Raw genomic sequence first — 22,288 nt, 5'->3', positions numbered from 1 at the left:
TACGTGGTTGGCGGGGGCTGGAGGTTGTCGCGAGCTACCTCCTGAGCGACAGCACTCTGCCTGTCGTGGCATGGGTCGAGCGACCATTGGCGCCGGCACGGGCTGGGGAACGCGCAGAAGGACTTGACACTCAACGGTCCCGGTGGCGGCCACCTCTCTTTCGCCTCCGAGGCCACCGCGGCGCGCGGCGTGTTCCTCCGGACTGTGCTTGGCCGAAGCACGCCGCTGCATGCCTGTGTTCCCCTGTACGTGAACCGCGCCATCACCGACGAGACCGTTCAGGAGACGCAGAAGCATCCGGGCGGGGCCCTTGCCTCCGGACCGGCCCGGACGTGCAGGTGGAGACTGCACGTCTCGAAAGCCCGGCCGAGGCTGTCGCGCGGGCCGCCGCGGCAACCGCGCGGCCGGTCGTCGGCCGGCGCAGGCGCCGTCCCGCCCCGGACCCTCGTATGGGTTGCCCGGTAGCCCACGCCACCTTGCACCACGCGCGGTGCCCTGTCTCCCTCATCCCCCATGACTGAGCCCAGCCACGCCGGGGAGCAGACCACGTCGGCGCATCAGGCCGATGCGTCCGCCCTGCGGAGCGGCACGGACCCCGGCATACGGTCGCTCCCGCGGGCCGAGGTGTGCGAAACCCACACAGCCATCGTGTTCTTCGTCGGCGACCGCGCCTACAAACTGAAGAAGCCGGTCGACCTCAGGTTCCTGGACTACACCACCGTGGAAGCACGTCTGACCGCATGCGAGCGGGAAGTCGCGCTCAACCGTCGCTTCGCCCCCGATGTCTACCTGGGCGTGGGCGAAATCCGCGTCCCACACGCAGCACCCGAACCTCTCGTCGCGATGCGCCGGATGCCGGCGGAACGCCGCCTGTCCCGGCTCGTACGGGAAGGCGCGGCCGTCAACGATGCCCTGAGGGATGTAGCCCGGCTGCTCGCCGCCCACCACGCGGACGCGCCGCGGAGTCCGGACGTGGATGCCCAGGGCACGCGGGACGCGCTGTCGGCACGATGGGAAGCGAGTTTCGCCCAGGTCCGGGCTCTGACCGACAGCGGCCCCGCGCCCGAGGGCGTGGAGGAGATCGAACGGCTGGTACGCCGATATCTCGCCGGCCGAGAGCAGCTGTTCGCCATGCGTGTCGACCGGGGCCGGATGGTGGACGGCCACGGAGACCTGCTCGCCGACGACATCTTCTGCCTCGATGACGGCCCGCGTGTCCTGGACTGTCTGGAGTTCGATGACCACCTCCGCTACGTCGACGGCCTCGACGACGCCGCTTTCCTCGCCATGGACTTGGAACAGCTCGACGCCCCGGAGGCCGCCGGGTTCTTCCTCGCCCAGTACAGTGAGTACTCCGGCGACTCCGCGCCGCCCTCCCTTCGCCACCACTACGTCGCGTACCGCGCATTCGTCCGCGCCAAGGTCTCCCTGATCCAGGCCCACCAAGGCGCGCCGGGTGCAGACGCCGCCGCGCGGCGGCTGATCGCGACAGCCCTGCGCCATCTGCGCACCGCTGCTGTCGGGCTCACCCTCGTCGGCGGGCTCCCCGGCAGCGGTAAGTCCACACTCTCCGGCGCGCTTGCCGACCGTCTCGGCATCACGCTTCTCAGCAGCGACCGCCTCCGCAAAGAACTCGCGGGCATCCCGGTGGACCGGCCCGCCGCCGCCCCGTACGGCGAAGGCCTGTACTCACCCGAGTGGACCGCGAGGACGTATGCCGCACTGCTCGACCGCGCCTCCGGCCTCCTGTCCTGCGGCGAGTCCGTCGTCCTGGACGCAACCTGGTCACACGAGGAACAGCGCGAAGCCGCCCGGCTCACCGCGGAACGCACGAGTGCCGACCTCGTGGCCCTGCACTGCCAGGTACCGGACGACATTTCGGCCTCCCGTCTGGACAACCGCGCCCCTGGGGCATCGGACGCCGGCCTCGACGTGGCCACCGCCATGGCGGAGACGGAACCACCGTGGACCGAGGCCGTCAGGGTCGACAGCAGCGGCTCCCTGGATGCCGCGGTCGCCCAGGCTCTGAGGGCCGTGCATCCGCCCGCCTCCGGCCGGGCTCCGGTCTACCGCCGGCCCTACATGGAGCCCGGCTAAGGGCTGTCCCGTGACCGTGACGGATCAGCGCGCGGCGTCAGATGCGGCGCATCGCAAGGCAGATGCACATACGCATACTGGGCCTGTGCGGGCGTTCCGACAACGCGGCGAGTGCCGTAGCCGGCGTCGTGCGCCCGCCAGGCCTTACGGACAGACCTGGAGAGCGCCTCCCGAAAGTGTCGTTCGTTCGGGCGGAAGAGTACGCGCTGCCGCTGATTCCTTCGCGCAGCACGGTCGGTTGCGAGCCGGCCCCGAGTCCTGGGTACGCATGCGGAGCCGGTTTGCGGAAACCTGCGCAGTGGAGAGACGCTGGAGGGAGGCTGTTTTCAGCCTGCACGAGAGCCGGGAGGTCCCGGTCATGACCTCATCTGCGACGAAGGCCGTCCAAGGCGACTACGAAGAACTGGTTCTCGCCTACGACCGCTCTCCCTACAGCGACAGGGCACTGAAGTATGCCCTGCACCTGGCCGAACACTTCGGCGCGCGGTTGCACATCGTGCATGTGATTTCGCTGGCCGACTACCCCGTGGACCCGGACCTCGACGGCTCGGAACTGCAATCGGTCCAGGAGGAACTCGACAGGGAACACGCCTCGGTGGACGAACTCATGGAGCCCTTCACCGGCGAGTGGACATACACCAACGAGACCGGCGACCCGGTGGCCCGGATCGATGCGGTGGGCGACCGGTACGACGCCTGCTGGACCGTCATCGGGTCACCCAGCACCGGCCTGGCCGGAGTCGCACACAAGCTACTCACCGGCTCGGTCAGTCACCGGATGGTCAAGTACAGCCACCGACCGGTACTCGTCGTCCCTGGCTGATCCTGTTCCTTTCGTCCCGTCTCCCTCGTGAACGGAGCGAGTCCCGACGCCGTCATGGTCGGCCACCTCCGTCACGACCGGCTCCCATGCTCGTGATTGGTGCGCGGAATGAGCTGCACTGGGCATTGGGCATGGTGGATCAGGCTGTGTGTTGTGCGCCCGAGAGTGGATCCGAGGTAACTGGGGGACCGTCGGCCGCCCATGACCAGCAGGTCCACGTGGCGCGAGGCCTCGACCAGGACACCGGCCACGGAGACGCTCTTCTCCGCGTCCACCCGCACGGTGAGGTCCGGGAATTCCTGCCGGACCTGCTCCCCGACGGCATTCAGGTGATGGACGTGCAGGCCGGCGATCTGGTCCACGTCGTCGAGAAGCGTCACGACGTTGCCGACGGACTGCAGGATGTTCCACACGTGGAGCAGCCGCAGAGAGCCGTTGCGGAGTTCGGCCTCACGTGCGGCATACAGGGCGGATTCCAGGTCGTGTTCATCGCGGACGGCCGCCAGCACCGCGCCCGTCTCCGTTCGGTTGTCGGCACCTCTCACCACGATGACGGGCGTCCGCGCGCCCGCTGCGACCTTCAGCCCGACCGAACCGAGCAGGAGCGAGCCGAACCCGCCCGCGCCGCGGTTACCCACCACGATAGTGCCGTGGAGGCCTGCGGACCTGTGGAGGGTCGGGACGGGTGCGCTGCGGCTGTACTCGGTGTCGACACTCAGGCCGGGGAACCGGCCCGATACCACGTCGGCGGTGGCGCCCAGCAGCTCCCGGCCTGCCTGGCGGACGTGTTCGATGCTCTCTGCCGAGACGTAGAGGGCTCGGCCATCCGTGTCGGACCCGTACACGATGTGCAGCGGGCGATCACGGCGCGAGGCCTCGGCAGCCGCCCACAGCGCAGCCCGGCATGCCGGGTCAGATCCGTCGACGCCGACTACGACGAAGCCCGGCCCCGTGTTGTTCGTGGTGCCTTCCATAATTCCTCCTCGAAGCGCCACCAAGAGTCCGTGCACTCAGGCTGGCGCTTCGGTTCCCCCGCCCTTATGGACCGCTCAGGCTCCGAAGGGCGGTAGTTCCCGGTTCATGGCGGAGAAAGGCATCCACACGTTCGGGGCAGGTCAGGTCGGTCCCGGGTCCTTCACCTCCGTGTGGAACGCTGTGACAGCGTCGGATGCCAGGTGTGGATGCCACATGGGGCTCCTCGATGTCGAGACCCTGCTCGCCGACAAGGCCGTCTTCTCCGCGTTCAGCGAGGGACGCCCGGCGATCGGCCGGGAAGTGTTCTTCTCGTCCACGTCTGATTATCGTGCGTCGACGGCCGCTCTGCTCATCTCCCCCGGTCGCGCTCGTGGGATTGGGCGGATCATCGAACGGCCTGTGGGCATCGCGTCGGAAGCGGACCTGCTCCACAGACGTGATGTCGAAATAGCGCAAGCGATCCGGGAAGACGTGCCGACCCGCGCACTGCGGCTCAGGCCTTCGGCTCCGGCCGTCGAGGTCATCGACGGGTGTGGTGTCCGTCATCGGCACAGTGGAACGGCACGGCCTGGTGCCCGTCGTGACGCAGCTGTGCGGGAGCCCCGACGGAGTGGTGGACGCGGTCAATCGGCTCAACCACGGGCACAACGACATGTCGATCAGCTCATCGAAGGCCACCGGGCGGTAGGAGAAGGCGGTGAGGCATCGAGAAGCAAACGCGTTGATGACCCGAGAGGCCATCGCCGTCCCTCAGAACGCCGCCTTCGAAGACACCGCCGGGACACGGTGGCTCAGGCTGGTCGCGTGGAGCGTGAACGCATTCTTCTCGTTCGTGTTCGCAGCCGACGTCGAGCGGAGCCCGGTACGCCGGCTACCTCGTGACCGGCTTCTCGATCGGTGCGGTGAAGGGCGTGCGACGAGGTGGCGGCGGGCCCGCGCTGCTCGCAGTCGTCGCGCTGGTCCGCTCCCGTCCCATGACCGATGCATCCCCGCCGTGCCGCCGCGACATGGCGGCCAAGTATTCCCGATCACAGGCCGGACCCCGTCGGAGAGGCATGAGAATGACCAAGCTGAACGGACTCGTCGCTGTCGGCCTCGACAGCTCGGCGGAGAGTATGGCGGCAGCCCACGGGGCCGCTCAGGAAGCGCTCCTGCGCGAGGTTCAGCTCCATCTCGTCCACGCCGAGGAGTGGTCCTCCGCCCGTGACCTCGCGCCCGTCACCAGTGCCGAGATGCGCTCCGGGTGTGCAGAGGCGTTCCTGCGCGATGCCGCGATCGCACACCCCTAGCCGTACATGCCCCCGGCGGCCTGCTTGTCCTTGTAGGCCGTTCGCTTCACGCGTCCGCCCAGGTCCTCCACGGTGCGCGTCGGGATTTCGTCGCCGGTGTCCGGCATGTCCCTGTGGGGGTGCCGCAGCGGCGGTGCCGTGGCCGGCGAGCGTGCTGGTGGTGGTGTCCGCCTCCAGGACGGGACCGGGGCTTCAGTCTTCTTCGGCTCCCGGTCCCCGGCGCTCCCGGCCGGACCAGTGGGGCTCGACGAGCTCCCATTCCCGGCCCCACTCGGCCAGGCTGCGCGCATCGACGCGACGGAGCCCGAGCCGGACAACTCCCCCTGCGGAGAGGGCGAATACCGCGAAGGCAGCGACCCCCGCGGCAACGGCAGTGGAGGCGAGTTCGCTGCCGGAGGGAGGAGCCGCCGTCTCCCGGCCCGCGTCATCCACCCAGACCACGACGGTCCCGCCCACAGGGGTGTCGGCCGGGACCGGGACCCTGTCCCTGTGCCGGTGGGAAGAGGGGTACTCCCAGACGGTCTGGGCCGTTGCCGTCCGGACGCCGTTGGACGGCTCAGGGGGCGCCCGGACGGTCTCACCGACCGTCGTCGCCGAGACCCTGTGCCGATGCAGGGATTCCGCGTGGGCGCCAGTGATTTCGGTGTTCCATACAGCCATCCCGATGGCCACCGCGCAGAGCACGGCGAGGATCGGAGCGAGCGCGAAGGCAATGATCCAGCGGCTCCGCATGCGGTCGGCTGCACGCCACAGTTCATTCGAACGGCGGCCGAACAATCGTCGTAGCGGGCCCTTCTCCAGGTGAGCCCTGAGCATGTCGTCCCTCCGCCCTGTTCGGCACACCCCGCGTGCCCGACCTGGGTGACCTCGGACAGGGCTGCGGCTGTTCCTCCCCGTTGTGGCTACGTATCCGACATGGCCTCCCTCTCATCCATGGGACGGCATGGGGCTCGGTGGGGACAGCTCAGCGCGGCCCGTACCGCTTGAGTTCGGCGGCGGCCACGTGCTGCTTGACCGCCGCGAAACTGTCCGGCGCCACGGAGATCGAGTCGATGCCGGCCACGACCAGCAGTTCGGTGAACGCGGGGTCGTCGCTGGGGCGTTGGCCGCACAGGCCTACCGTTCGACCGACGGACCGGGCGCGATGGACAAGGAGTTCGATACTGCGGGTGACTGCGGGATCGTTCTCGTCGAAGACATGGGCGAGGGCTTCGGAGTCGCGGTCGACCCCCAGGGTGAGTTGAGTGAGGTCGTTGCTGCCGATGGAGAAGCCGTCGAAGCGCTCGGCGAACTCCTGGGCCAGGATGATGTTGGCGGGAATCTCCGCCATGACATACACCTTGAGCCCGTTCTCACCGCGGCGCAGGCCCTGTTCGGCCATGACTTCCAGGACCAGGTCCGCTTCTTCGAGGGTGCGGCAGAACGGGATCATGACGATGACGTTCGCCAGGCCCATCTCGTCCCGGACCCGGCGCAGCGCACGGCATTCCAGGGCGAAGCCCTCCCTGTATCCGTCGCTGTAGTAGCGGCTCGCGCCGCGCCAGCCGATCATCGGGTTGGCTTCGACCGGCTCGAAGGGGCGGCCGCCGAGCAGACGTGCGTACTCGTTGGTCTTGAAGTCACTGGTGCGTACCACGACGGGGGCGGGCCAGCGGGATGCGGCGATGCGAGCGACTCCTTGGGCAAGGCGGTCGACGAAGTACTGGCCCCGGTCGAGGTAGCCCTCGGTGAGCTGGTCGATCAGGCGGCGGTCGTGGTGGTCCAGTCGTTCCGGGTGCAGAAGAGCCATCGGGTGGGCCTTGACCTGGTGCGCGACGACGAACTCCAGCCGGGCGAGCCCCACGCCGTCGGCCGGCAGCCGCCACCAGCGGAAGGCCGCGGACGGGTCGGCGAGGTTCAGCATGATGCGGGTCCGGGTGGCCGGCAGGCCGGCGAGGTCGGTCTCGGTCTCGTCGTACGCGAGCAGGCCCGCGTACACCCTGCCGCTCCCGCCCTCGGCGCAGGAGACGGTCACGTCCTGGCCGTCGCGCAGTGTCCCGGTGGCCCGGCCGGTGCCGACGACGGCGGGAACCCCGAGCTCCCGGCTGACGATGGCGGCATGCGATGTGCGTCCGCCGTGGTCGGTGACGATCGCGGAGGCGCGCTTCATGATCGGTTCCCAGTCCGGGTCGGTGATGCCGGTGACGAGTACTCCGCCGGAGGGGAAGCGGTCGAGGTCGACGGGCGATTCCAGGGCGACGACGGCTCCGCGGCCGATCGCCTCGCCGACCGCGATGCCGTCGATCAGGGCTTCGCCCGGCGGGGCGGTCAGCCGGCAGCGGCGCAGGGTCGAGGGGAGTCTCCGGGACTGTACGGTCTCGGGACGGGCCTGCACGATCCACAGGTCTCCGGTCAGGCCGTCCTTGGCCCACTCCAGGTCCATGGGGCAGCCGTAGTGCTCCTCCACGGTCAGCGCCCAATCCGCCAGGAGCCGGACTTCCGCGTCGGTCAGGACGCGACGCGAACGCTCCTCGCCGGTCGTGTCGACGGTCCGGGTCAGCCCGTGTTCCGCGTAGACGGCCTTCTGCCTCTTCGCGCCGATTCGTACATCGATCACCGGGGTCAGCACCGGGTCCTTCAGGCTCGGCTTGAAGATCGTGTACTCGTCGGGGTCGACCTGACCACTGACGACGGTCTCCCCCAGCCCCCAGGCCGCGCTCACGACGATGACCTCGGGAAAGCCGCTCTCGGGGTCGAGGGTGAACATCACGCCTGCTCCGGCCCGGTCGGAGCGGACCATCACCTGGATACCGACGGACAGCGCGACGGAGAGGTGATCGAAGCCCATCCGCTCCCGGTAGTCGAGCGCACGGTCGGTGAAAAGGGACGCGTAGCAACGGTGGACGGATTCCAGCAGCTGGGCGGCCCCGCGGACGTTCAGGTAGCTCTCCTGCTGCCCGGCGAAGCTGGCCTCCGGCAGGTCCTCGGCCGTGGCGCTGCTGCGTACGGCGACTTCGGGGGCCTCTCGGCCCTGCTCGGCCGCGAGCTGCGCATAGGCGGAGATGATCTCGGCGCGCAGCCCGTCCGGCAGTGGCTCGGCCAGGATCATCGACCGGATCGCCGCTCCCACCTGGTCCGACGGTGTTCCCTCCTGCAGCCGGCCGAGCTGTTCCTCGATGCTTCCACGCAGCCCGCGCGCGTCCAGCAGCTCTTCGTACGCGTCCGCCGTCGTGGCGTAGCCGGGAGGCACGCGCACACCGGCAGAGGCCAGATGGGCGGTCATCTCTCCCAGGGAGGCATTCTTGCCCCCGACGCGGCCGACGTCCTGCCGGCCGAGTTCCGCGAGCGGTATGACGCGTCGAGTAGAGGCCATGACGTCCTCCATCCGGGTAAGGCGTTCGCGGGCTCAGCCGGGCAGTGGGCGCCGTGACGGGGTGCGCAGGTCCGGCGGCACGGGCTTGCGGGGCTGGGGCGGTCTGGTCTGGATCCGAAAGCGCTGCATCGTCCTCGCCCTTTCGGGAATGGGCCTTGTGCGGCGTCCGGATTCCACGATCACGCCGTACGGTCCTGGGTCGCAGTGCCGAGCGGGCCGGGAGGTGGGGCCGGGTGGGCCGTGCCCAGGAGGGGCCTACCGGCCCACGGGTCCGGGGCAGGGCGGCTGCGATGGAGTCCGCCCGGAGGAAAGGGACCATCCGGCCCTCCCTCCGGTGATCGCGTGAGCGGAGACTGGGACGGTTACCGATGAGGAGGCACTCCGATGAGCACTCCCACCTCCCCGCGGCTCGCCTCAGAGCTGTCCGTCGACCACCGTGACCGCCTCATGCAGTGTGCCCGCCGGGTGGACTTCCCTGAGGGCACCCGGCTGTTCGAGGAAGACGGTCTCGCCGAGCGGTTCTGGTTCATCCGGACCGGAACCGTCACATTGGACATCCGGGTGCCCGGCAGACGGCCGACCGTGATCGATACCGTGAATGCCGGTGAGCTGCTCGGATGGTCATGGCTGTTCGCCCCGTACCACTGGCACTTCGGTGCCGAGGCCATGACGCGCGTACGGGCGTACGAGTTCGACGCGGCGACCGTGCGCATGATGATGGACGCAGACCCGCGGCTCGGCTCCGCCCTGGGGCATGTCGTGGGGCAGGTGCTTGCACAGCGTCTCGTATCCGCCCGGGTGCGACTGCTCGATCTGTACGCCGCGCACGGCAGCGGCCTGTAGACCTTCGCCCATTCCGGGAGAACATCACGCACAATCCCTACGAGGGGCGGATACACACCCGACGGACTTCAGGGGTCACCATGTCCGATCTGCCGACAGCCGCCGTGCCCATCCGGGTCTTCCTCGTGGACGATCATGAGGTAGTCCGCCGGGGCCTTCGCGATCTTGTGGACGACGAACCGGATATGACAGTGGTCGGGGAGGCGTCGACGGCCGACCATGCTCTGGCCAGGGGGCCGGCGCTCCGCCCGGACGTGGCGGTCCTCGACGTACGGCTGCCCGACGGCGACGGGATCTCCGTGTGCCGGGAGCTGCGTTCGCGGATGCCCGGTCTGGCGTGCCTGATGCTGACCTCCTTCGACGACGAGGACGCCCTGCTCGACGCGATCATGGCGGGAGCCTCGGGGTATGTCCTCAAGCAGATCAAGGGTTCCGACCTGGTGTCGGCCGTGCGGACCGTGGCAGCCGGCGAGTCGATGCTCGATCCCGCCACCACCGCCCGGCTGATGAGTTCGCTGCGGGACCCGGAGTCGGCGAAACCGCCGGAGGACGATCGGCTCACAGCGCTGTCCGCGCGGGAGCTTTCCGTGCTCGAACTCATCGGGGAGGGGCTCACCAACCGGCAGATCGCCAAGCGGCTGTACCTGTCGGAGAAGACGGTCAAGAACCATATCTCCCGGCTGCTCGGCAAGCTGGGGGTGGAGCGCCGGGTCCAGGCCGCCGTCATCGCCGCGCAGGTCCATGAGCACGATGCCAAGAAGGAATAGGGCGCGCTCACTCCGGATCGGCACGAAGAGGAATCCGCCACTCCAGCACCGTGCCCCGGCCCGGTTCACCGTGGGCCCAGACGGAGAGGCCGCCCTCCAGGTTCTCAGCACGCTCGGCCAGATTCCGCAGTCCGCCGCGGGCGGCGTCGGGCGTGATCCCCACGCCGTCGTCGGTGACCTTCACCGTGAGTATGCCGTCCTCGACGACGACGGCGACCTCGGCCCGGTGAGCCTTCGCGTGTCGAGCGACGTTCGTCAGCGCCTCCCCGATGACCGCGGTGGCGGCATCGGCCGCCACCGGCGGCACATCGGTGTCGAGCAGGCCCTCCATACGCAGCGCCGGGGTGAATCCGAGGGTGGCCGTCGCCGAGTCGACGGTCTCGACCACGCGGTATCTGAGCTTCGGAGTGGCTTTGGCGGTCTCGTGTTCGCGGAGTCCGAAGATGGTCGACCGGATGATCTTGATGGTGGCGTCCAGGTCATCGATGGCTCTGTTCAGCCGGTCCGCCGCCTCCGGGTGCTCGACGAAGCGCCGGGCACTCTGGAGGGTCATCCCGGTGGCGAAAAGGCGCTGGATCGCCAGATCATGCAGATCTCGCGCGATCCGGTCCCGGTCCTCCAGAAGGCTCACCTGCTCGGTGTCACGGCGCCGGGCCGCCAGTTCGAGTGCCAGCGCCGCCTGTCCCGCGAATCCGGGGAGCGCAGCGGTTTCGACAGCCTCGAAGGCGGGCTGCCCTTGCCTCCGGGTGAGGACCAGCACACCACTGAGCCGCTCCTTCGTGCCGACCGTGACCGCCACCGCGGGTCCGAAGCCCGCCCAGCGCTCCGGCTGCACCGTGACCCGTTCGTCGCTCGCGAGGTCCTCCACCGTGACCAGTCCGTCCTGGGCGAGGGCGGCCGAGGACAGAGTGCCCTCAACGCTCGGGAGGACCACGCCGCGGTGGGCATCGGCACCCTCTCCGCGGGCCAGCGATCCCCGCAGCTCGCCGTCCGTCCCCACCAGGTAGAAGACCCCGAGGTCGGCGCATGCGATGTCCACGGCCTGCTCCAGCATCCGGCCAAGGCCCTCGGTCTCGTCCGCGCCCGAGAGCAATGCGCTGGTGAGTTCGGAATTCGCGGCCAGCCACCGCTGTCTGATCGTGCCCTCCTCGTAGAGACGGGCATTCTCGATGGCGATGCCGGCCGCGACGGCCAGGGTCGTGACAACGGCCTCGTCCTCGGCGTCGAAGTCCGCCGCTCCGCGCTTCTCGGTGAGGTAGAGGTTGCCGAAGACCTCCTCACGAACCCGGATCGGGACGCCGAGGAAGGAGTGCATCGGCGGATGGTGGGGCGGGAATCCGTACGAGGCGGGGTGCTCGGACAGCTCGGAGAGCCGCAGGGGCCGCGGGTCGTGGATCAGCTCACCGAGAAGGCCGTGGCCCGAGGGCAGGTCTCCGATCTGCTCGCGGAGGTCGTCCCCGATGCCGATGGGGAGGAACTCGGCAAGCTTCTGGTCGTCGCCGATGACGCCGAGCGCTCCGTAGCGGGCGTCCACCAGGGTCACGGCTGCCTCGACGATGCCGCGTAGCACCTGGGGGAGGTCGAGTTCCCTGCCGACGGACATGACCGCCTCGAGCAGCCCCTGGAGGTGATCCCGGGTGCCCCGTACGTCGTCGATGCGCATCTGGAGCTCGTCGAGCAGCTCGTCGAGTCTGAGCCGCGGGATCCTGGTACCCGCAGGCTCGGGTTCCTCCGTGGCCATCCAGCCCTCCGGACGCATCGGACGGACGCGATGTCGCGTACGCCTTCACCGTAGTCCGGTTCGGCGCCGCATTCCTGCCGGGTTCTTCGGCGCGCCCGGTCCGCTGCCGGCGTCGTCACCGGAGCTCACGCCTCAGGAACGGTGATCACAGGACAGTGGGCACGGTGCAGCAGTCCGTGGACGACTGAGCCGACGCGCATCCCGGTGTAGCCGCCGTGGCCACGGCGGCCGACGACGAGCGCCAAGGCGTGTTCGGCGGCGTCCGCCAGCAGTTCGACGGGCGAGCCGATGGGTACCTCGTGGGTGAGGCGGACATCGGGGTACTTCTGCGACCATCCGGCCGTGGCTTCCGAGAGGAGCCGCCGTTCGGCGTGGAACAGTGTGTCGCCGGTGTGCAGGGTGAAGACGGGTGGCTGCCAGACGGCGATGGCCCGCAGCGCGCAGTGGCGGAGTTCCGCTTCCTCGAAGGCCAGTGCCAGGGCGGCGCGGGAGGCTCTGCTGCCGTCGACACCGACGACGAGGTAGGGCGGCTTCTGGGTGGCGTGCTCCGCGTCGCCCACGACGGCGACCGGGCAGTGCGCCTGTGCGGTGACCGGAATGACGAGGGAACCGGCGCTCAGGAACTCCTCGGTGCGGCTGAGGCGCCGGGAGCCGAGCACGACCATGCCGGCATCACGTGACAGGCCGGCCAGCACCCCTGCCGGGGTTCCTTCGAGGAGGGAGGAAATGGTGTGTACACCCGGCTGCCGGGCGTACACCCAGGCCGCTGCGGTCCGAAGGGTCTCCGTTCCGGCGTCGAGCTGAGTCGTGTGCCGGGGGGAGTTGTCGACGTGCTGCGTGTGGTGGGGCGGTGGTACAGCGACCACGAGCCGTAGCCTCGACTGCCGGCGGTCGGCCTCGTCGGCTGCCCAGGCGAGCGCCAGATGCCAGTTCTTGACGGGGTCGATACCGATGACGATGTCGCGCCGGTCCGTGGTGCCAGTCATGATGTACTCCCATGTCCAGGCCCGTATCAGTGGGTGCTCCACAGCACCATGGGCGCGCCGCCACAGGCTGAGCTGATCCCGTCCGGGAGCCGGTCGGAATGCCCGGCGGTCGCCGGCCGGGCCTCGGCCTCCGGGCGAAGCGGGACCGGCTGTGGTGCCGTCCAGGCCTGCTCCTGGTCCGGACCGTGTGGCGCGATTCCTGCTCCGGTCCGTGTGGCGCGATGGTTCTCACCCTGGCACCCGGGGCGGACCCGCTGGAGGGCCGCTCGGGGCAACGGCGGGACCGAAGGTCCCACGGGATCGGGACCGGACGTGTACGGGGCAGGGGCCAGAGCGGGATACGACCGGTCGGCCCCGGCCGAGGACCGTTCGGCCCCTCCCGGTCCGCGCCGGTGTGATGGACCGTGGTGGCGTGGTAGGGCTCACCATCCGCATGCCCGAACTGGAGGCGCGGCCATGAGACACCTGAAGGTCGGCGTCCTGATGTCGGACGACGTCGCCTCCGCCGTTCCCGCGACACCGTTCCGGGACGTGGCGAAGCTGCTCGCCGAGCGCGATATCAGCGGAGTCCCCGTCCTCGACGAGGACGATCGCGTCCTCGGAGTCGTCTCCGAAAGCGATCTTCTGGCACGACGAGAGCTGACCGCACGTGGCCTGATGACCGCCCCGGCCGTCACCGTCCACGCCGAGGAGACCGTCGCGGACGCGGCTCGGCTGATGGTACGCCGCGGCGTGGAGCGCCTTCCCGTCGTCGACGAAGAAGAGCGGCTGGTCGGAATCGTTACCCGGCGTGACCTTCTCGGTGTATTCCTCCGCCCGGACGCCGAGGTACGACGCCGCATACGGGAGGACGTCCTGGCGGATGCCATGCGCCTGCCCGAGGATGCCGTCGCCGTGCAGGTGCTGGATGGTGTGGTCACACTCGGCGGCCGCATCCGGAGCCGCAGCCAGGCCCGAACCCTGCTGAGACTCGCTGAGCAGGTGGACGGCGTCGTCACGGTCCTGGACAGGCTGTCGGTCCACGAGGACGACACCCCCTCCCGGGCAGCCCGCCCTGCCCGTGAACGACACCCCCTGGCTACTTCAACACAGACAGGACGCATCGTGTCCACCACCGATCCGACCCGCTCCCTGGTGACATCACTGATCGAGGACGCCGTCACCGCCCCCTCGATGCACAACGCACAGCCCTGGAAGTTCGTCCACAGGACAGGCACCGACATGATCGGAATGCACGGCGATCCCGCACGGGGCATGCAGCATCAGGATCCCGAGCACCGTGCACTCCACCTCGGGTGCGGTGCCGCTCTGTTCAATCTGCGGGTAGCCAGCGCACACCATGGCCTGAACGCCGCTGTCACCCTGCTGCCCTCTTCCGCAGATCCCTGGCATCTGGCCGATGTACGTCTTCAGGGACCCGCCGTGGAGGACGGCCTTGCCGTCCTCCATCCCGTACTGCGGCAGCGGCACACCAGCCGCTTCCCCTTCTCCGAGGAACAGATCCCCTCAGAGGTCGTCGACGGGCTCTGCGCCGCCGCCCTTCTGGAGGGCTGCCGACTTGTCGTACCGGGTGCCTGGCACACCGACACCGTCCTCGAACTTGTTCACGACGCCCAGATGTTCGAGGCTGCGGATGAGGCGGTACGTGCGGAGATCGCCGCCTGGACCCGCACGGGCGCGGTCGGGGAAGGGCCCGAGACGGAGGGCATCCCGACGTACGCTCTCGGCCCCCGGCAGTACGACGTGACCGCTCCCGTCCGGGACTTCGACTCCTCCCGCCGCGTCCCGGCACGCTCCTCGGCGCCCTTCGAGAAGCGGCCTCAGCTCGCGCTTCTCGGCACAGCCGAAGACGATCCGGAGAACTGGCTGAGGGCTGGTCAGGCCATGCAGCGGGTGCTGCTCCAGGCAACCGCCGACGGTCTTTCGACGTCTCTCATGTCTCAGCCCCTGGAGTGGCCCGAGCTCCGGTCCGTCGCGAGAGAGCCGGGTTCCACGATGGGCTTCGTCCACATACTGATCCGTCTGGGCTACGGGCCGAAAGGCCGGCCCACACCCCGCCGCCCCGCCTCCGAGGTGCTCACCTTCGGCTGATCCTCCGCTCAGCTCACAACCGGAACCAGCGTTCTTCCCCGGGGGCGACGGTGAACCGACGATCGCCCGGAAGCACGACAGCGAGTGGGCCTCTGGGCGCGGCCGGAACACGGATGGACAGGCGCCCTGGAAGCATCCGCACACGCACCCCTTGATGACCGCGGACACACAGGGTGAACGTGAACCGGGGGATCTCCGACAGCTCCACAGGAGCCACGCGCAGCCCGTCCGGTCCGGCCTCCAGGCCGGTGATCCCACGCTCCACCAGGTCGACGGTGCCTGCCATCGCACCGAGATGGATGCCCTCTCCGGTCGTTCCCCCCTGAACGTCGGCCACGTCGCTCAGCAGCGCCTCCTCGCAGTACGCCCAGGCCCCGGCCCCCTTCGCGCGGGTCAGCACCCATCCGTGGACCAGACTGCTGAGCGTCGAACCATGGCTGGAGCGCCCCAGGTAGTACGAGACGGTGGCCCGCCAGGTCTCGTCGTCAAAGGCGTAGCCGAGTCCGGAGAACAGGCCGTACAGCTCGGTCGGACGGAAGAGGTAACCGAGCATGAGGGTGTCGGCCTGCTTCGACGCCTTGTAGCGGTTGACCGTGTCGCCCTCTGCCTCAAGGATCCGGTCGAGTCTGTGGATGTCTCCGTACTGGGCCCGGTAGCGTTCCCAGTCGAGTTCGACCAGGTCTCCGTAGCCCGCGAACTGGCTCACCACTCCCTGGTGGAACGGCACGTACAGGCGGTGGGAGACCTCTGCCCAGCGGGCAAGCTCCTCATCGTCGAGCGAGAGCCGCTCGCACAGTTCCGCCCGCCGGGCAGCGGGCAGTTCAGCGAGCAGGGCCAGGCCGCGGTCGAGCACCCAGGCGGCGGTGACGTTGGTGTAGGCGTTGTCGTCGATGCCGGGCCGCGCGGCGTCGGGGTAGGCATCGTGGTATTCGTCCGGACCGACGACGCCGCGGATCCGGTAGCGGTTCCGTGCCGTGTCGAAGGTGGCGGCGCCGGCCCAGTAGCGGGCGACCTCCAGCAGGATCTCCGCTCCGGCCGCGTGGAGGAATCCCCGGTCTCCGGTGGCCTGCGCATATCTCCACACGTTGAACGCGACGGCCGACCCCACATGCCGCTGCAGATGCGAATGGTCGGGAAGCCAGCGCCCCGAGCGCGGGTTGAGGTGCATCTCCTGGGTCTCCTCCCGGCCGGAACTCGCGCTCTGCCAGGGGTACATGGCCCCTTGCCTGCCGGCTTCTCGCGCCGCCGCACGTGCGGCGGGGAGGCGGCGGTGCCGGTACATGAGCACGGCTCGGGCCACATCGGGGAAATGAAGGCTGAGGTAGGGCAGGACGAACAGCTCGTCCCAGAAGACATGTCCCCGGTACGCCTCTCCGTGCAGACCTCGGGCGGGGACACCCACGTCGAGTTCCGCGGTGTTCGGTGAGACCGTCTGCAGCAGGTGGAACAGGTGCAGGTGCAGGATGCGGCCCGCCTCCCCCGGAACGTCCAACTCGCCCTGTTCCCAGAGACGTTTCCAGGCTGCCTTGTGCGTGGCGAGGAGCCGGGGAAAGCCGGCAGCACGGGTGACGGCATCGCAGACAGCGGCAAGGGGGTCGGCGGCGGGGCGGTCCGACGAGGTGTGCAACGCGAGGGTCTTCACGGCCGTCGACGAGCGGCGGGGAGAGACCGGCAGGTGGTACGTCTGGACACTGCCGGTGGTCGTGACCGTCTCCTGGGCGGGGCACTGGGGCCGGGTGACCGTGCGGACGGCCAGCGCGATCCGGACGCCCGGATCGACCGTGCGGCAGGAGAGCCAGGCAACCCCGTCGGGCTCGAAGCCGGAGCGGTGTCCCCTGAGATGCCGCCCTTCGAGGTGCCGGTAGCGCGCGACACCGGTGTTGGTGACGGCGCCGTCGAGAACGGAGTCCACCTCGACGGCACCTTTCCAGCCGTAGGGGCGGAACACGGTGCGCTGGGCGGCCAGGCGGGGGTCTCCCATATGAACGATCCTGGTGTGGCTGACGCGCAGGCCGTGCCCACGGCTGTCCTCGAAGAACAGGTTCCGGGTGAGTACTCCCGCGCGCAGGTCCAGGTGCACGTCATAGTGGCGCATTTCCTCGGAGTCCGGCGTCAGCCAGTCACCGGGCGGTCCGTCGTCCGGCAGGCAGCGGTAGCGCAGAAGCGTCCAGTTCGGGAGATTGACGAGGTCTTCGTTCTCGATCTGTCCGCCCATCACGGTCGAGGTCCGCCGGTCGTAGCAGCCCGCCAGGTACGTGCCTGGGTAGTGCGCCGGTCCTGCGGTGCACTCCGGCGCGGCCCCGCGGGTGGCGAAGCGGCCGTTGCCGAGCGCGCAGAGTGCTTCCACCAGGGACTCGCTTCCCGGGTCGTAGCGGTCGTAGGTCCAGCTCCAGCGCGAGGTCATCCCGGTTCACCCCATACCCGGGCGACCAGCGCCCCGAGATCGGGAACCGTCAGGTCAGCGCCCTGTTCACGCAGCAGGGCGGACATGCGCCGGTCGGGGGTCCGGTCGAGTCCGACCACGAGGCCGAAGTCCCCTCGGCACGCCGCCCGGACTCCCGCGAGCGCGTCTTCGACGACCGCGGTGTCTCCCGGACGGGTACGGAGCAGGGCCGCCGCACGCAGGAAGAGGGCCGGATCCGGCTTTCCGGGGAGCCCGAGCCTGGCGGCATCCTCGCCATCCACCACTGCGGCAAGGAACCGGTCGAGACCGGACGCTGTGAGCAGCGCCCGGGCATGCCGGGAGGCCGAGACGGCCGCACAGGACGCACCGGCCGCACGCAGGGCGCCGAGGGCAGGCACAGCGTCTTCGAAGGCCGCGGCGCCGCGGGTGCCGAGCATGTCGACGAATACCTGTTCCTTGCGCGCGGCAACCGACCAGACGGTGCCGCAACCGGGCGGATCGCCGGGCTCTCCCGCGGGAAGGCCGAGCCCCCGCGCCGTGAGGAATGCGTCCGCTCCGTCGAAGCGGGACTTTCCATCGACGTAGCGACGGTATTCGGAGCCGGTGTCGAAGGGCGGCTGCGGCTCGCCCGCTACGGCCTTCAGGCAGGCGTCGAAGGCAGTCTTCCAGGCCGCCGCGTGGAGACCGGCCGAATCGAGTAGCACGCCGTCTGTGTCCAGGACAACACCATGGGGCGGGAGGGCGATCATCCTCACTCCTTGCCTGGCGGAAGGCCGTCGATGCTCACCGTCGCGGGTTACTGGGCGCCCAGCGCGACCTTGAGCGCGCCCGTGTCCGCGGCCCGGCCGAAGACGTCGTACGCCTCCTCCATCCGTCCCAGTTCGTATCGGTGAGTGATCAAAGACGACGACGGCAGGCGGCCCATCTCCATCGTGCTCAGCAGCACGGGAATGGACGAGGTGTCCACGAGCCCGGTGGTGATCGTGGTGTCCTTGATCCAGAGGTCTTCGAGGTGGAGGACCGCAAGGTTTCCGTGGACACCGATGCTGGCGACCCGGCCGCCTGGCCGGACCATTCGGGTGCACATCTCGAATGCCTCCGGAACTCCGACAGCCTCCATGACGACGTCTGCTCCGAGTCCGTCCGTCGGATCCGGCACGTCACTCTTCAGGATGTGCAGATCCGTGCCGCAGACGGTGACGACGTCGACTCGGACGATCGCCTCTGCGGGGTCGTCGATACCCGGGTCCGGTACGTCCTGCCAGGCACAATTTCCCGGCCCCCGGAACACGAGTGCCTTCATCTCGCCCACCCACTTCCTGTGGCACGTTCTGGCGCATTCGCGACCGATACTGACCTTGTCGGTCGCGGCAGCACATGAGCCGGTCGGCCCCCAGGAGGACCCTCTCGGGCCCCAGCGGCCGGCCCGCTCCTGATGGGAGGGTGGACAGCGGCCACACTCCCAAGGAGGGCTGACCATGTCCGAGGCCGCCCTGAATCCCGCTCCCGCCGCTCCGCGCCCGGCTCTGCTCAGTTTCCTGGGAGGCGTGGGAACCGTCACCGGAAGCAAGTTCCTCGTGGAGAGCGACCACGCCCGGATCCTCGTCGACTGCGGCCTCTTCCAGGGATTCGCGGACCTGCGCCGGCGCAACTGGGAGCGGTTCGCCCGCAATGCCTCCGACATCCACGCCGTGGTTGTCACGCATGCCCATCTGGACCATTGCGGGTATCTGCCCCGCCTGGTCCGTCAGGGCTTCCGCGGCCCGATCCTCACCAGCGCACGCACCGCGCGGCTCGCCGGGATAGTGCTGCGCGACAGCGCCCGGCTCCAGATGGAGGCGGCCCGGCACGCCAACGAGCACGGCTGGTCCAAGCACCGCCCGGCCGAGCCGCTCTACGACGACTCCGACGCCGAGAAGGCAATCTCCTTCTTCGACCCGGTCCCGATCGGTGACACCGTGGAAGTCGTGGCCGGCACCCGGCTCCTGCTCCACCACGGCGGGCACATACTCGGCTCGGCGTGGGCCCACCTCACGCTGGAGGATGGCCACACCCTGGCCGTCTCGGGAGACCTCGGACGGCCGGGGCACCCTCTGCTGCTACCGCCGGAACCGTTCTCGGGAGCCGACGTCCTGCTGATGGAATCCACCTACGGCGACCGCCGTCACGACCAGGAAAACGCCCGCTCGGAATTCGCCTCCGTCATCGCGCGGACCCTCGCCCGCGGCGGCACAATGGTGATCCCCGCCTTCGCGATCGACCGGACAGAGGTCGTCCTGCACGAACTGGTACGCCTGCGCCAACAGGGTGCCCTGCCCAACTCCGTGCCCGTCTATGTCGACAGCCCCATGGCCCTGGCCGCCCTCGACGTGTACCGGGACGCCGTACGCGAGCAAGCCGCCGAGCTTCGGCCGGACATCCTCGCCCAAGGTGAGGGCGCGCTGAGCCCCGAACCGTTCCTCGCCGCCCGAACCGTCCAGGAATCCATCGACATCAACAGCGTTCACGGCCCCGCCGTCATCGTCTCCTCCTCCGGGATGGCCACCGGTGGTCGAGTCCTCCATCATCTGCATCGGCTGCTCCCCGACCCGCGCAACGCCGTAGTCGTCGTGGGCTTCGCCGCGGCGGGCACCCGGGCCCGGGACCTGGTGGAAGGGGCCCGGTCGCTGAAGATGTTCGGCGAGTACGTGCCCGTACGGGCCGAGGTCGCCGACGTACCCCACTTCTCCGCGCACGCCGACGCCGCACAGATCCTGGACTGGCTTCGCGGTGCCCCTCCCCCGCACACCACCTACCTCGTCCATGGGGAACCGACCGCCTCCGCCGCCCTGCGCGAGCGCATCGACCGCGAACTGGGCTGGACGGCCGTCGTACCCCGCTCCGGCGAAGCCGTACTGGTCCGCTGACCTGGATCTCCGGGCCGGAGGCGTGGCGAGACCAGGGGTGCGGGCTCCCCTTCCAACAGCCCGCACCCCACTGCTGAACCGCGCGTCGGTACGGAACCGGTGGTACACGCATGTAGGAGAGAGCCATGACCCGACAACCATTCACTGTTGCCGACGTGATGACGAAGAAGGTCGTCGCCGTCCGGCCCGGTGCGGATTTCAAGGAAATCATCGAGACGATGGACCGGTGGAAGGTGACCGCTGTCCCTGTCGTCGAGGGCGAGGGCCGTGTCGTCGGGGTGGTCTCCGAGGCGGATCTGCTGCTCAAGGAGGAGTTCCACGACCACCGTCTCGGCCTCCTCGAGCAGATGCGGCGGCTGAACGCCACGGCCAAAGCAGGCTCGAGTCGGGCAGCGGACCTCATGACGTCGCCCGCCGTCACGGTCGCTCCCGATGCGTCCCTGTCCCAGGCCGCACGCCACATGGCCGCCCATCACGTCAAGCGGCTGCCCGTGGTCGACGCCGACGGCACCGTCCAAGGCATCGTGAGCCGGTCCGACCTCCTCAAGGTATTCCTCCGCCGGGACGAGGACCTCGCGGCCGAGGTGCGCCGCGAAGTCGTTGAGCACCTGTTTCCCGTCTCTCACGGCCAGGTCGTCATCAGCGTCGAGGCGGGGGTCGTGACCCTGTCCGGCGAGGTCCACGACAGCGCACTCGTCCCGCTCGCGGCGCGGCTGACCCTGGCCGTCGAAGGCGTGGTGGACGTGCGGTGCGATCTCACCGCGGAGGAGAGGCCGTAATGGCGCGGCAGAAGGGGGCCGACGGCCGCGTGTGGGGCCTCCTCACTGGACAGGCCGGTCTCCACGCCGGGCGGCGATACGGCGGCCGGTGTCACTGACGGGGTACCGGGCCGCGGTGCTCATCGCGGTTCCCCTTCCGTGGGTACCCGGTGCGGCTGAGGGACGACGGCGACCGGGCACGAGGCATGGTGCAGGGCACGGTGAGCGACTCTGCCGAGCTCCAGACCTACGATGCGGTCCCGCCGAAGTGCCCCGACGACCAGCAGGTCCGCTGCAGCCGCGCGGTCCGTCAGCACCTTGTGAGCGGGCCCCTCGATGGCGCTCCTGCGCAGGTGTACCTGTGGATGTTCCCGGCCCATCGCGGCAAGGGCCTTGTCGAGCAGCTCAGACGCCGCCTGCGCGTACTCTCCCGCCTCACCGGTCAGAAGCGGATGACGGACCGGTTCATGGGCGGGCCGTCGCCAGGTGCGGACGACTTCCAGCTCCGCATGCCGGACCTCCGCTTCGCGGAACGCGAAACGCACGGCCGGCGAAGCCTCGTCGTGGTCGCCGAGGCCCAGCAGGATTCTCTGGTGCCGTGCCTCCAGAGCGTGCTGGTCTCCGCGGACCACGACAACCGGACAGTGGGAGCGGGCCGCCACGACGAGGCTGACGGACCCGAGCAGAAGGTCACCCAGCTCTCCACGCCCGCGTGACCCGACGACCACCATCGTGGCCACCGTCCCCCACCTGAGCAGCACGGCGGACGCATCCTCGGCCAGGACTTCCGCCGCGACGGTGAGACCGGGTGCACGACGCCGGGCCCGTTCTTCCGCCACGGCGACGATGTTCTCGGCGAGAACCTGGCCCGCAGGCCTGTCCCTGCTCCAGCCCGGGACGAACCCTTCGTACCGCTCCCACAGCGAGGCGTGCACGATACGCAGCGGAAGCCCGTGCCTCACCGCCTCGTCGACCGCCCAGTCCACAGCCGTGAAACCGGCATCGGAACCGTCCACTCCTACGACCACGGGCGATTCCATCGTCCGCACCGCCTTCCGATTCCGAGGTGGCTCGCTGCCACGCTGACACCGGGCCGGACGGCGGGGTAGGGCCAGTCGGTCCCGGAAGCGGCCCTACCCGGACCCTGCTGGGCTCAGGCGGCACGCAGAACACGGCTGAGCCGGCTCTCGGCAGGGCTGCCCATGCACCCGGCACCCCCGTTCACCCCGTGCGAGGAAGGGGGCCAACCGTCCCGG

At 69.5% G+C, this 22,288-nt stretch carries 18 protein-coding genes and 1 pseudogene; 10 read left to right on the top strand and 9 right to left on the bottom strand.

The annotated features are described in order from the left end of the window. The first annotated feature begins 624 nt into the window (after window positions 1–624). Both OHA98_RS14960 and OHA98_RS14955 read left to right on the top strand, forming a co-directional pair. Entirely contained in the window at window positions 625–2,097 is a 1,473-nt protein-coding gene (locus tag OHA98_RS14960; RefSeq protein WP_266927926.1) for a bifunctional aminoglycoside phosphotransferase/ATP-binding protein, read from the top strand. A gap of 358 nt (window positions 2,098–2,455) precedes the next feature. After that, window positions 2,456–2,920 (top strand): universal stress protein, encoded by a 465-nt coding sequence (locus OHA98_RS14955; protein WP_266926012.1) that lies wholly within the window; start codon window positions 2,456–2,458, stop codon window positions 2,918–2,920. A 71-nt stretch (window positions 2,921–2,991) separates the two neighbouring features. On the opposite strand, the gene OHA98_RS14950 is transcribed toward OHA98_RS14955, so the two are convergent. Next, complete coding sequence (locus OHA98_RS14950) at window positions 2,992–3,894, bottom strand: universal stress protein (RefSeq protein WP_266926010.1); 903 nt, start codon at window positions 3,892–3,894, stop codon at window positions 2,992–2,994. Window positions 3,895–4,427: 533 nt separating this feature from the next. On the opposite strand from OHA98_RS14950, the gene OHA98_RS14945 reads away from it, so the two are divergent. Next, window positions 4,428–4,583, top strand: a complete 156-nt coding sequence (locus tag OHA98_RS14945) for a hypothetical protein (RefSeq protein ID WP_266926008.1) — start codon at window positions 4,428–4,430, stop codon at window positions 4,581–4,583. A 373-nt stretch (window positions 4,584–4,956) separates the two neighbouring features. Beyond that, the gene (locus OHA98_RS14940; RefSeq protein WP_266926006.1) at window positions 4,957–5,184 is read left to right on the top strand and encodes a hypothetical protein; all 228 of its coding nucleotides are present in this window, start codon (window positions 4,957–4,959) and stop codon (window positions 5,182–5,184) included. A 192-nt stretch (window positions 5,185–5,376) separates the two neighbouring features. Here the strand turns inward: OHA98_RS14940 and OHA98_RS14935 are convergent, their stop codons facing one another. Further along, entirely contained in the window at window positions 5,377–6,000 is a 624-nt protein-coding gene (locus tag OHA98_RS14935) for a hypothetical protein (protein WP_266926004.1), read from the bottom strand. Between the two features lie 148 nt (window positions 6,001–6,148). Beyond that, a complete protein-coding gene (gene ppsA, locus OHA98_RS14930) occupies window positions 6,149–8,536 on the bottom strand; it encodes a phosphoenolpyruvate synthase (RefSeq protein ID WP_266926002.1) in 2,388 nt (795 codons plus the stop codon). A 384-nt stretch (window positions 8,537–8,920) separates the two neighbouring features. On the opposite strand from ppsA, the gene OHA98_RS14925 reads away from it, so the two are divergent. After that, window positions 8,921–9,379 carry a Crp/Fnr family transcriptional regulator gene (locus OHA98_RS14925; RefSeq protein WP_266926000.1) on the top strand — a complete coding sequence of 153 codons (459 nt, stop codon included), beginning with the start codon at window positions 8,921–8,923 and terminating at the stop codon, window positions 9,377–9,379. An 80-nt stretch (window positions 9,380–9,459) separates the two neighbouring features. Further along, window positions 9,460–10,146: a response regulator transcription factor gene (locus OHA98_RS14920; protein ID WP_266925998.1), complete on the top strand. Its 687-nt coding sequence runs from the start codon at window positions 9,460–9,462 to the stop codon at window positions 10,144–10,146. Between the two features lie 7 nt (window positions 10,147–10,153). Here OHA98_RS14920 and OHA98_RS14915 read toward each other — a convergent pair whose 3' ends face one another. Further along, window positions 10,154–11,887, bottom strand: a complete 1,734-nt coding sequence (locus OHA98_RS14915; RefSeq protein WP_266925996.1) for a GAF domain-containing sensor histidine kinase — start codon at window positions 11,885–11,887, stop codon at window positions 10,154–10,156. A 125-nt stretch (window positions 11,888–12,012) separates the two neighbouring features. Then, window positions 12,013–12,873 carry a universal stress protein gene (locus OHA98_RS14910; RefSeq protein WP_266925994.1) on the bottom strand — a complete coding sequence of 287 codons (861 nt, stop codon included), beginning with the start codon at window positions 12,871–12,873 and terminating at the stop codon, window positions 12,013–12,015. On the opposite strand from OHA98_RS14910, the pseudogene OHA98_RS42650 reads away from it, so the two are divergent. Together OHA98_RS42650 and OHA98_RS14900 are read left to right on the top strand one after the other, a co-directional pair. Further along, window positions 12,811–13,884, top strand: a pseudogene (locus OHA98_RS42650) (CBS domain-containing protein); the annotation flags it as partial. The gene OHA98_RS14910 and the pseudogene OHA98_RS42650 overlap by 63 nt on opposite strands. Window positions 13,885–13,977: 93 nt before the next feature. Further along, window positions 13,978–14,964 (top strand): nitroreductase family protein, encoded by a 987-nt coding sequence (locus tag OHA98_RS14900; RefSeq protein WP_266927925.1) that lies wholly within the window; start codon window positions 13,978–13,980, stop codon window positions 14,962–14,964. 13 nt (window positions 14,965–14,977) lie between these two features. Here OHA98_RS14900 and OHA98_RS14895 read toward each other — a convergent pair whose 3' ends face one another. The 3 genes from OHA98_RS14895 to OHA98_RS14885 are packed head-to-tail and all read right to left on the bottom strand — an operon-like array spanning window position 14,978 to window position 18,671. Continuing rightward, window positions 14,978–17,368, bottom strand: coding sequence for a glycoside hydrolase family 65 protein (locus OHA98_RS14895; protein ID WP_266925992.1), 2,391 nt, complete (start codon window positions 17,366–17,368; stop codon window positions 14,978–14,980). Beyond that, window positions 17,365–18,117, bottom strand: coding sequence for an HAD family phosphatase (locus tag OHA98_RS14890; protein ID WP_266925990.1), 753 nt, complete (start codon window positions 18,115–18,117; stop codon window positions 17,365–17,367). The genes OHA98_RS14895 and OHA98_RS14890 overlap by 4 nt, the downstream gene beginning before the upstream one ends. A 47-nt stretch (window positions 18,118–18,164) precedes the next feature. Continuing rightward, entirely contained in the window at window positions 18,165–18,671 is a 507-nt protein-coding gene (locus OHA98_RS14885) for a zinc-binding dehydrogenase (protein ID WP_266927924.1), read from the bottom strand. A gap of 175 nt (window positions 18,672–18,846) precedes the next feature. On the opposite strand from OHA98_RS14885, the gene OHA98_RS14880 reads away from it, so the two are divergent. Both OHA98_RS14880 and OHA98_RS14875 read left to right on the top strand, forming a co-directional pair. Beyond that, complete coding sequence (locus tag OHA98_RS14880; protein ID WP_266925988.1) at window positions 18,847–20,274, top strand: MBL fold metallo-hydrolase RNA specificity domain-containing protein; 1,428 nt, start codon at window positions 18,847–18,849, stop codon at window positions 20,272–20,274. Between the two features lie 125 nt (window positions 20,275–20,399). Beyond that, complete coding sequence (locus OHA98_RS14875; protein ID WP_266925986.1) at window positions 20,400–21,053, top strand: CBS domain-containing protein; 654 nt, start codon at window positions 20,400–20,402, stop codon at window positions 21,051–21,053. A gap of 119 nt (window positions 21,054–21,172) precedes the next feature. Here the strand turns inward: OHA98_RS14875 and OHA98_RS14870 are convergent, their stop codons facing one another. Then, a complete protein-coding gene (locus tag OHA98_RS14870; RefSeq protein ID WP_266925985.1) occupies window positions 21,173–22,072 on the bottom strand; it encodes a universal stress protein in 900 nt (299 codons plus the stop codon). Window positions 22,073–22,288 lie beyond the last annotated feature (216 nt).

This window comes from Streptomyces sp. NBC_00654, assembly GCF_026341775.1.
GTDB lineage: Bacteria > Actinomycetota > Actinomycetes > Streptomycetales > Streptomycetaceae > Streptomyces.
Note: the sequence above shows the minus strand (reverse complement) of the source record. Positions and strands in the feature narration are given on the sequence as shown.

What these genes read in the sequence shown, in the direction of transcription:
- OHA98_RS14955 (WP_266926012.1), top strand. Translation starts at nt 2,456, where the DNA reads ATGACCTCATCTGCGACGAAGGCCGTCCAAGGCGACTACGAAGAACTG.
- OHA98_RS14950 (WP_266926010.1), bottom strand. Translation starts at nt 3,894, where the DNA reads ATGGAAGGCACCACGAACAACACGGGGCCGGGCTTCGTCGTAGTCGGC.
- OHA98_RS14940 (WP_266926006.1), top strand. Translation starts at nt 4,957, where the DNA reads ATGACCAAGCTGAACGGACTCGTCGCTGTCGGCCTCGACAGCTCGGCG.
- OHA98_RS14935 (WP_266926004.1), bottom strand. Translation starts at nt 6,000, where the DNA reads ATGCTCAGGGCTCACCTGGAGAAGGGCCCGCTACGACGATTGTTCGGC.
- ppsA (WP_266926002.1), bottom strand. Translation starts at nt 8,536, where the DNA reads ATGGCCTCTACTCGACGCGTCATACCGCTCGCGGAACTCGGCCGGCAG.
- OHA98_RS14925 (WP_266926000.1), top strand. Translation starts at nt 8,921, where the DNA reads ATGAGCACTCCCACCTCCCCGCGGCTCGCCTCAGAGCTGTCCGTCGAC.
- OHA98_RS14920 (WP_266925998.1), top strand. Translation starts at nt 9,460, where the DNA reads ATGTCCGATCTGCCGACAGCCGCCGTGCCCATCCGGGTCTTCCTCGTG.
- OHA98_RS14915 (WP_266925996.1), bottom strand. Translation starts at nt 11,887, where the DNA reads ATGGCCACGGAGGAACCCGAGCCTGCGGGTACCAGGATCCCGCGGCTC.
- OHA98_RS14910 (WP_266925994.1), bottom strand. Translation starts at nt 12,873, where the DNA reads ATGACTGGCACCACGGACCGGCGCGACATCGTCATCGGTATCGACCCC.
- OHA98_RS14895 (WP_266925992.1), bottom strand. Translation starts at nt 17,368, where the DNA reads ATGACCTCGCGCTGGAGCTGGACCTACGACCGCTACGACCCGGGAAGC.
- OHA98_RS14890 (WP_266925990.1), bottom strand. Translation starts at nt 18,117, where the DNA reads ATGATCGCCCTCCCGCCCCATGGTGTTGTCCTGGACACAGACGGCGTG.
- OHA98_RS14885 (WP_266927924.1), bottom strand. Translation starts at nt 18,671, where the DNA reads ATGAAGGCACTCGTGTTCCGGGGGCCGGGAAATTGTGCCTGGCAGGAC.
- OHA98_RS14880 (WP_266925988.1), top strand. Translation starts at nt 18,847, where the DNA reads ATGTCCGAGGCCGCCCTGAATCCCGCTCCCGCCGCTCCGCGCCCGGCT.
- OHA98_RS14875 (WP_266925986.1), top strand. Translation starts at nt 20,400, where the DNA reads ATGACCCGACAACCATTCACTGTTGCCGACGTGATGACGAAGAAGGTC.
- OHA98_RS14870 (WP_266925985.1), bottom strand. Translation starts at nt 22,072, where the DNA reads ATGGAATCGCCCGTGGTCGTAGGAGTGGACGGTTCCGATGCCGGTTTC.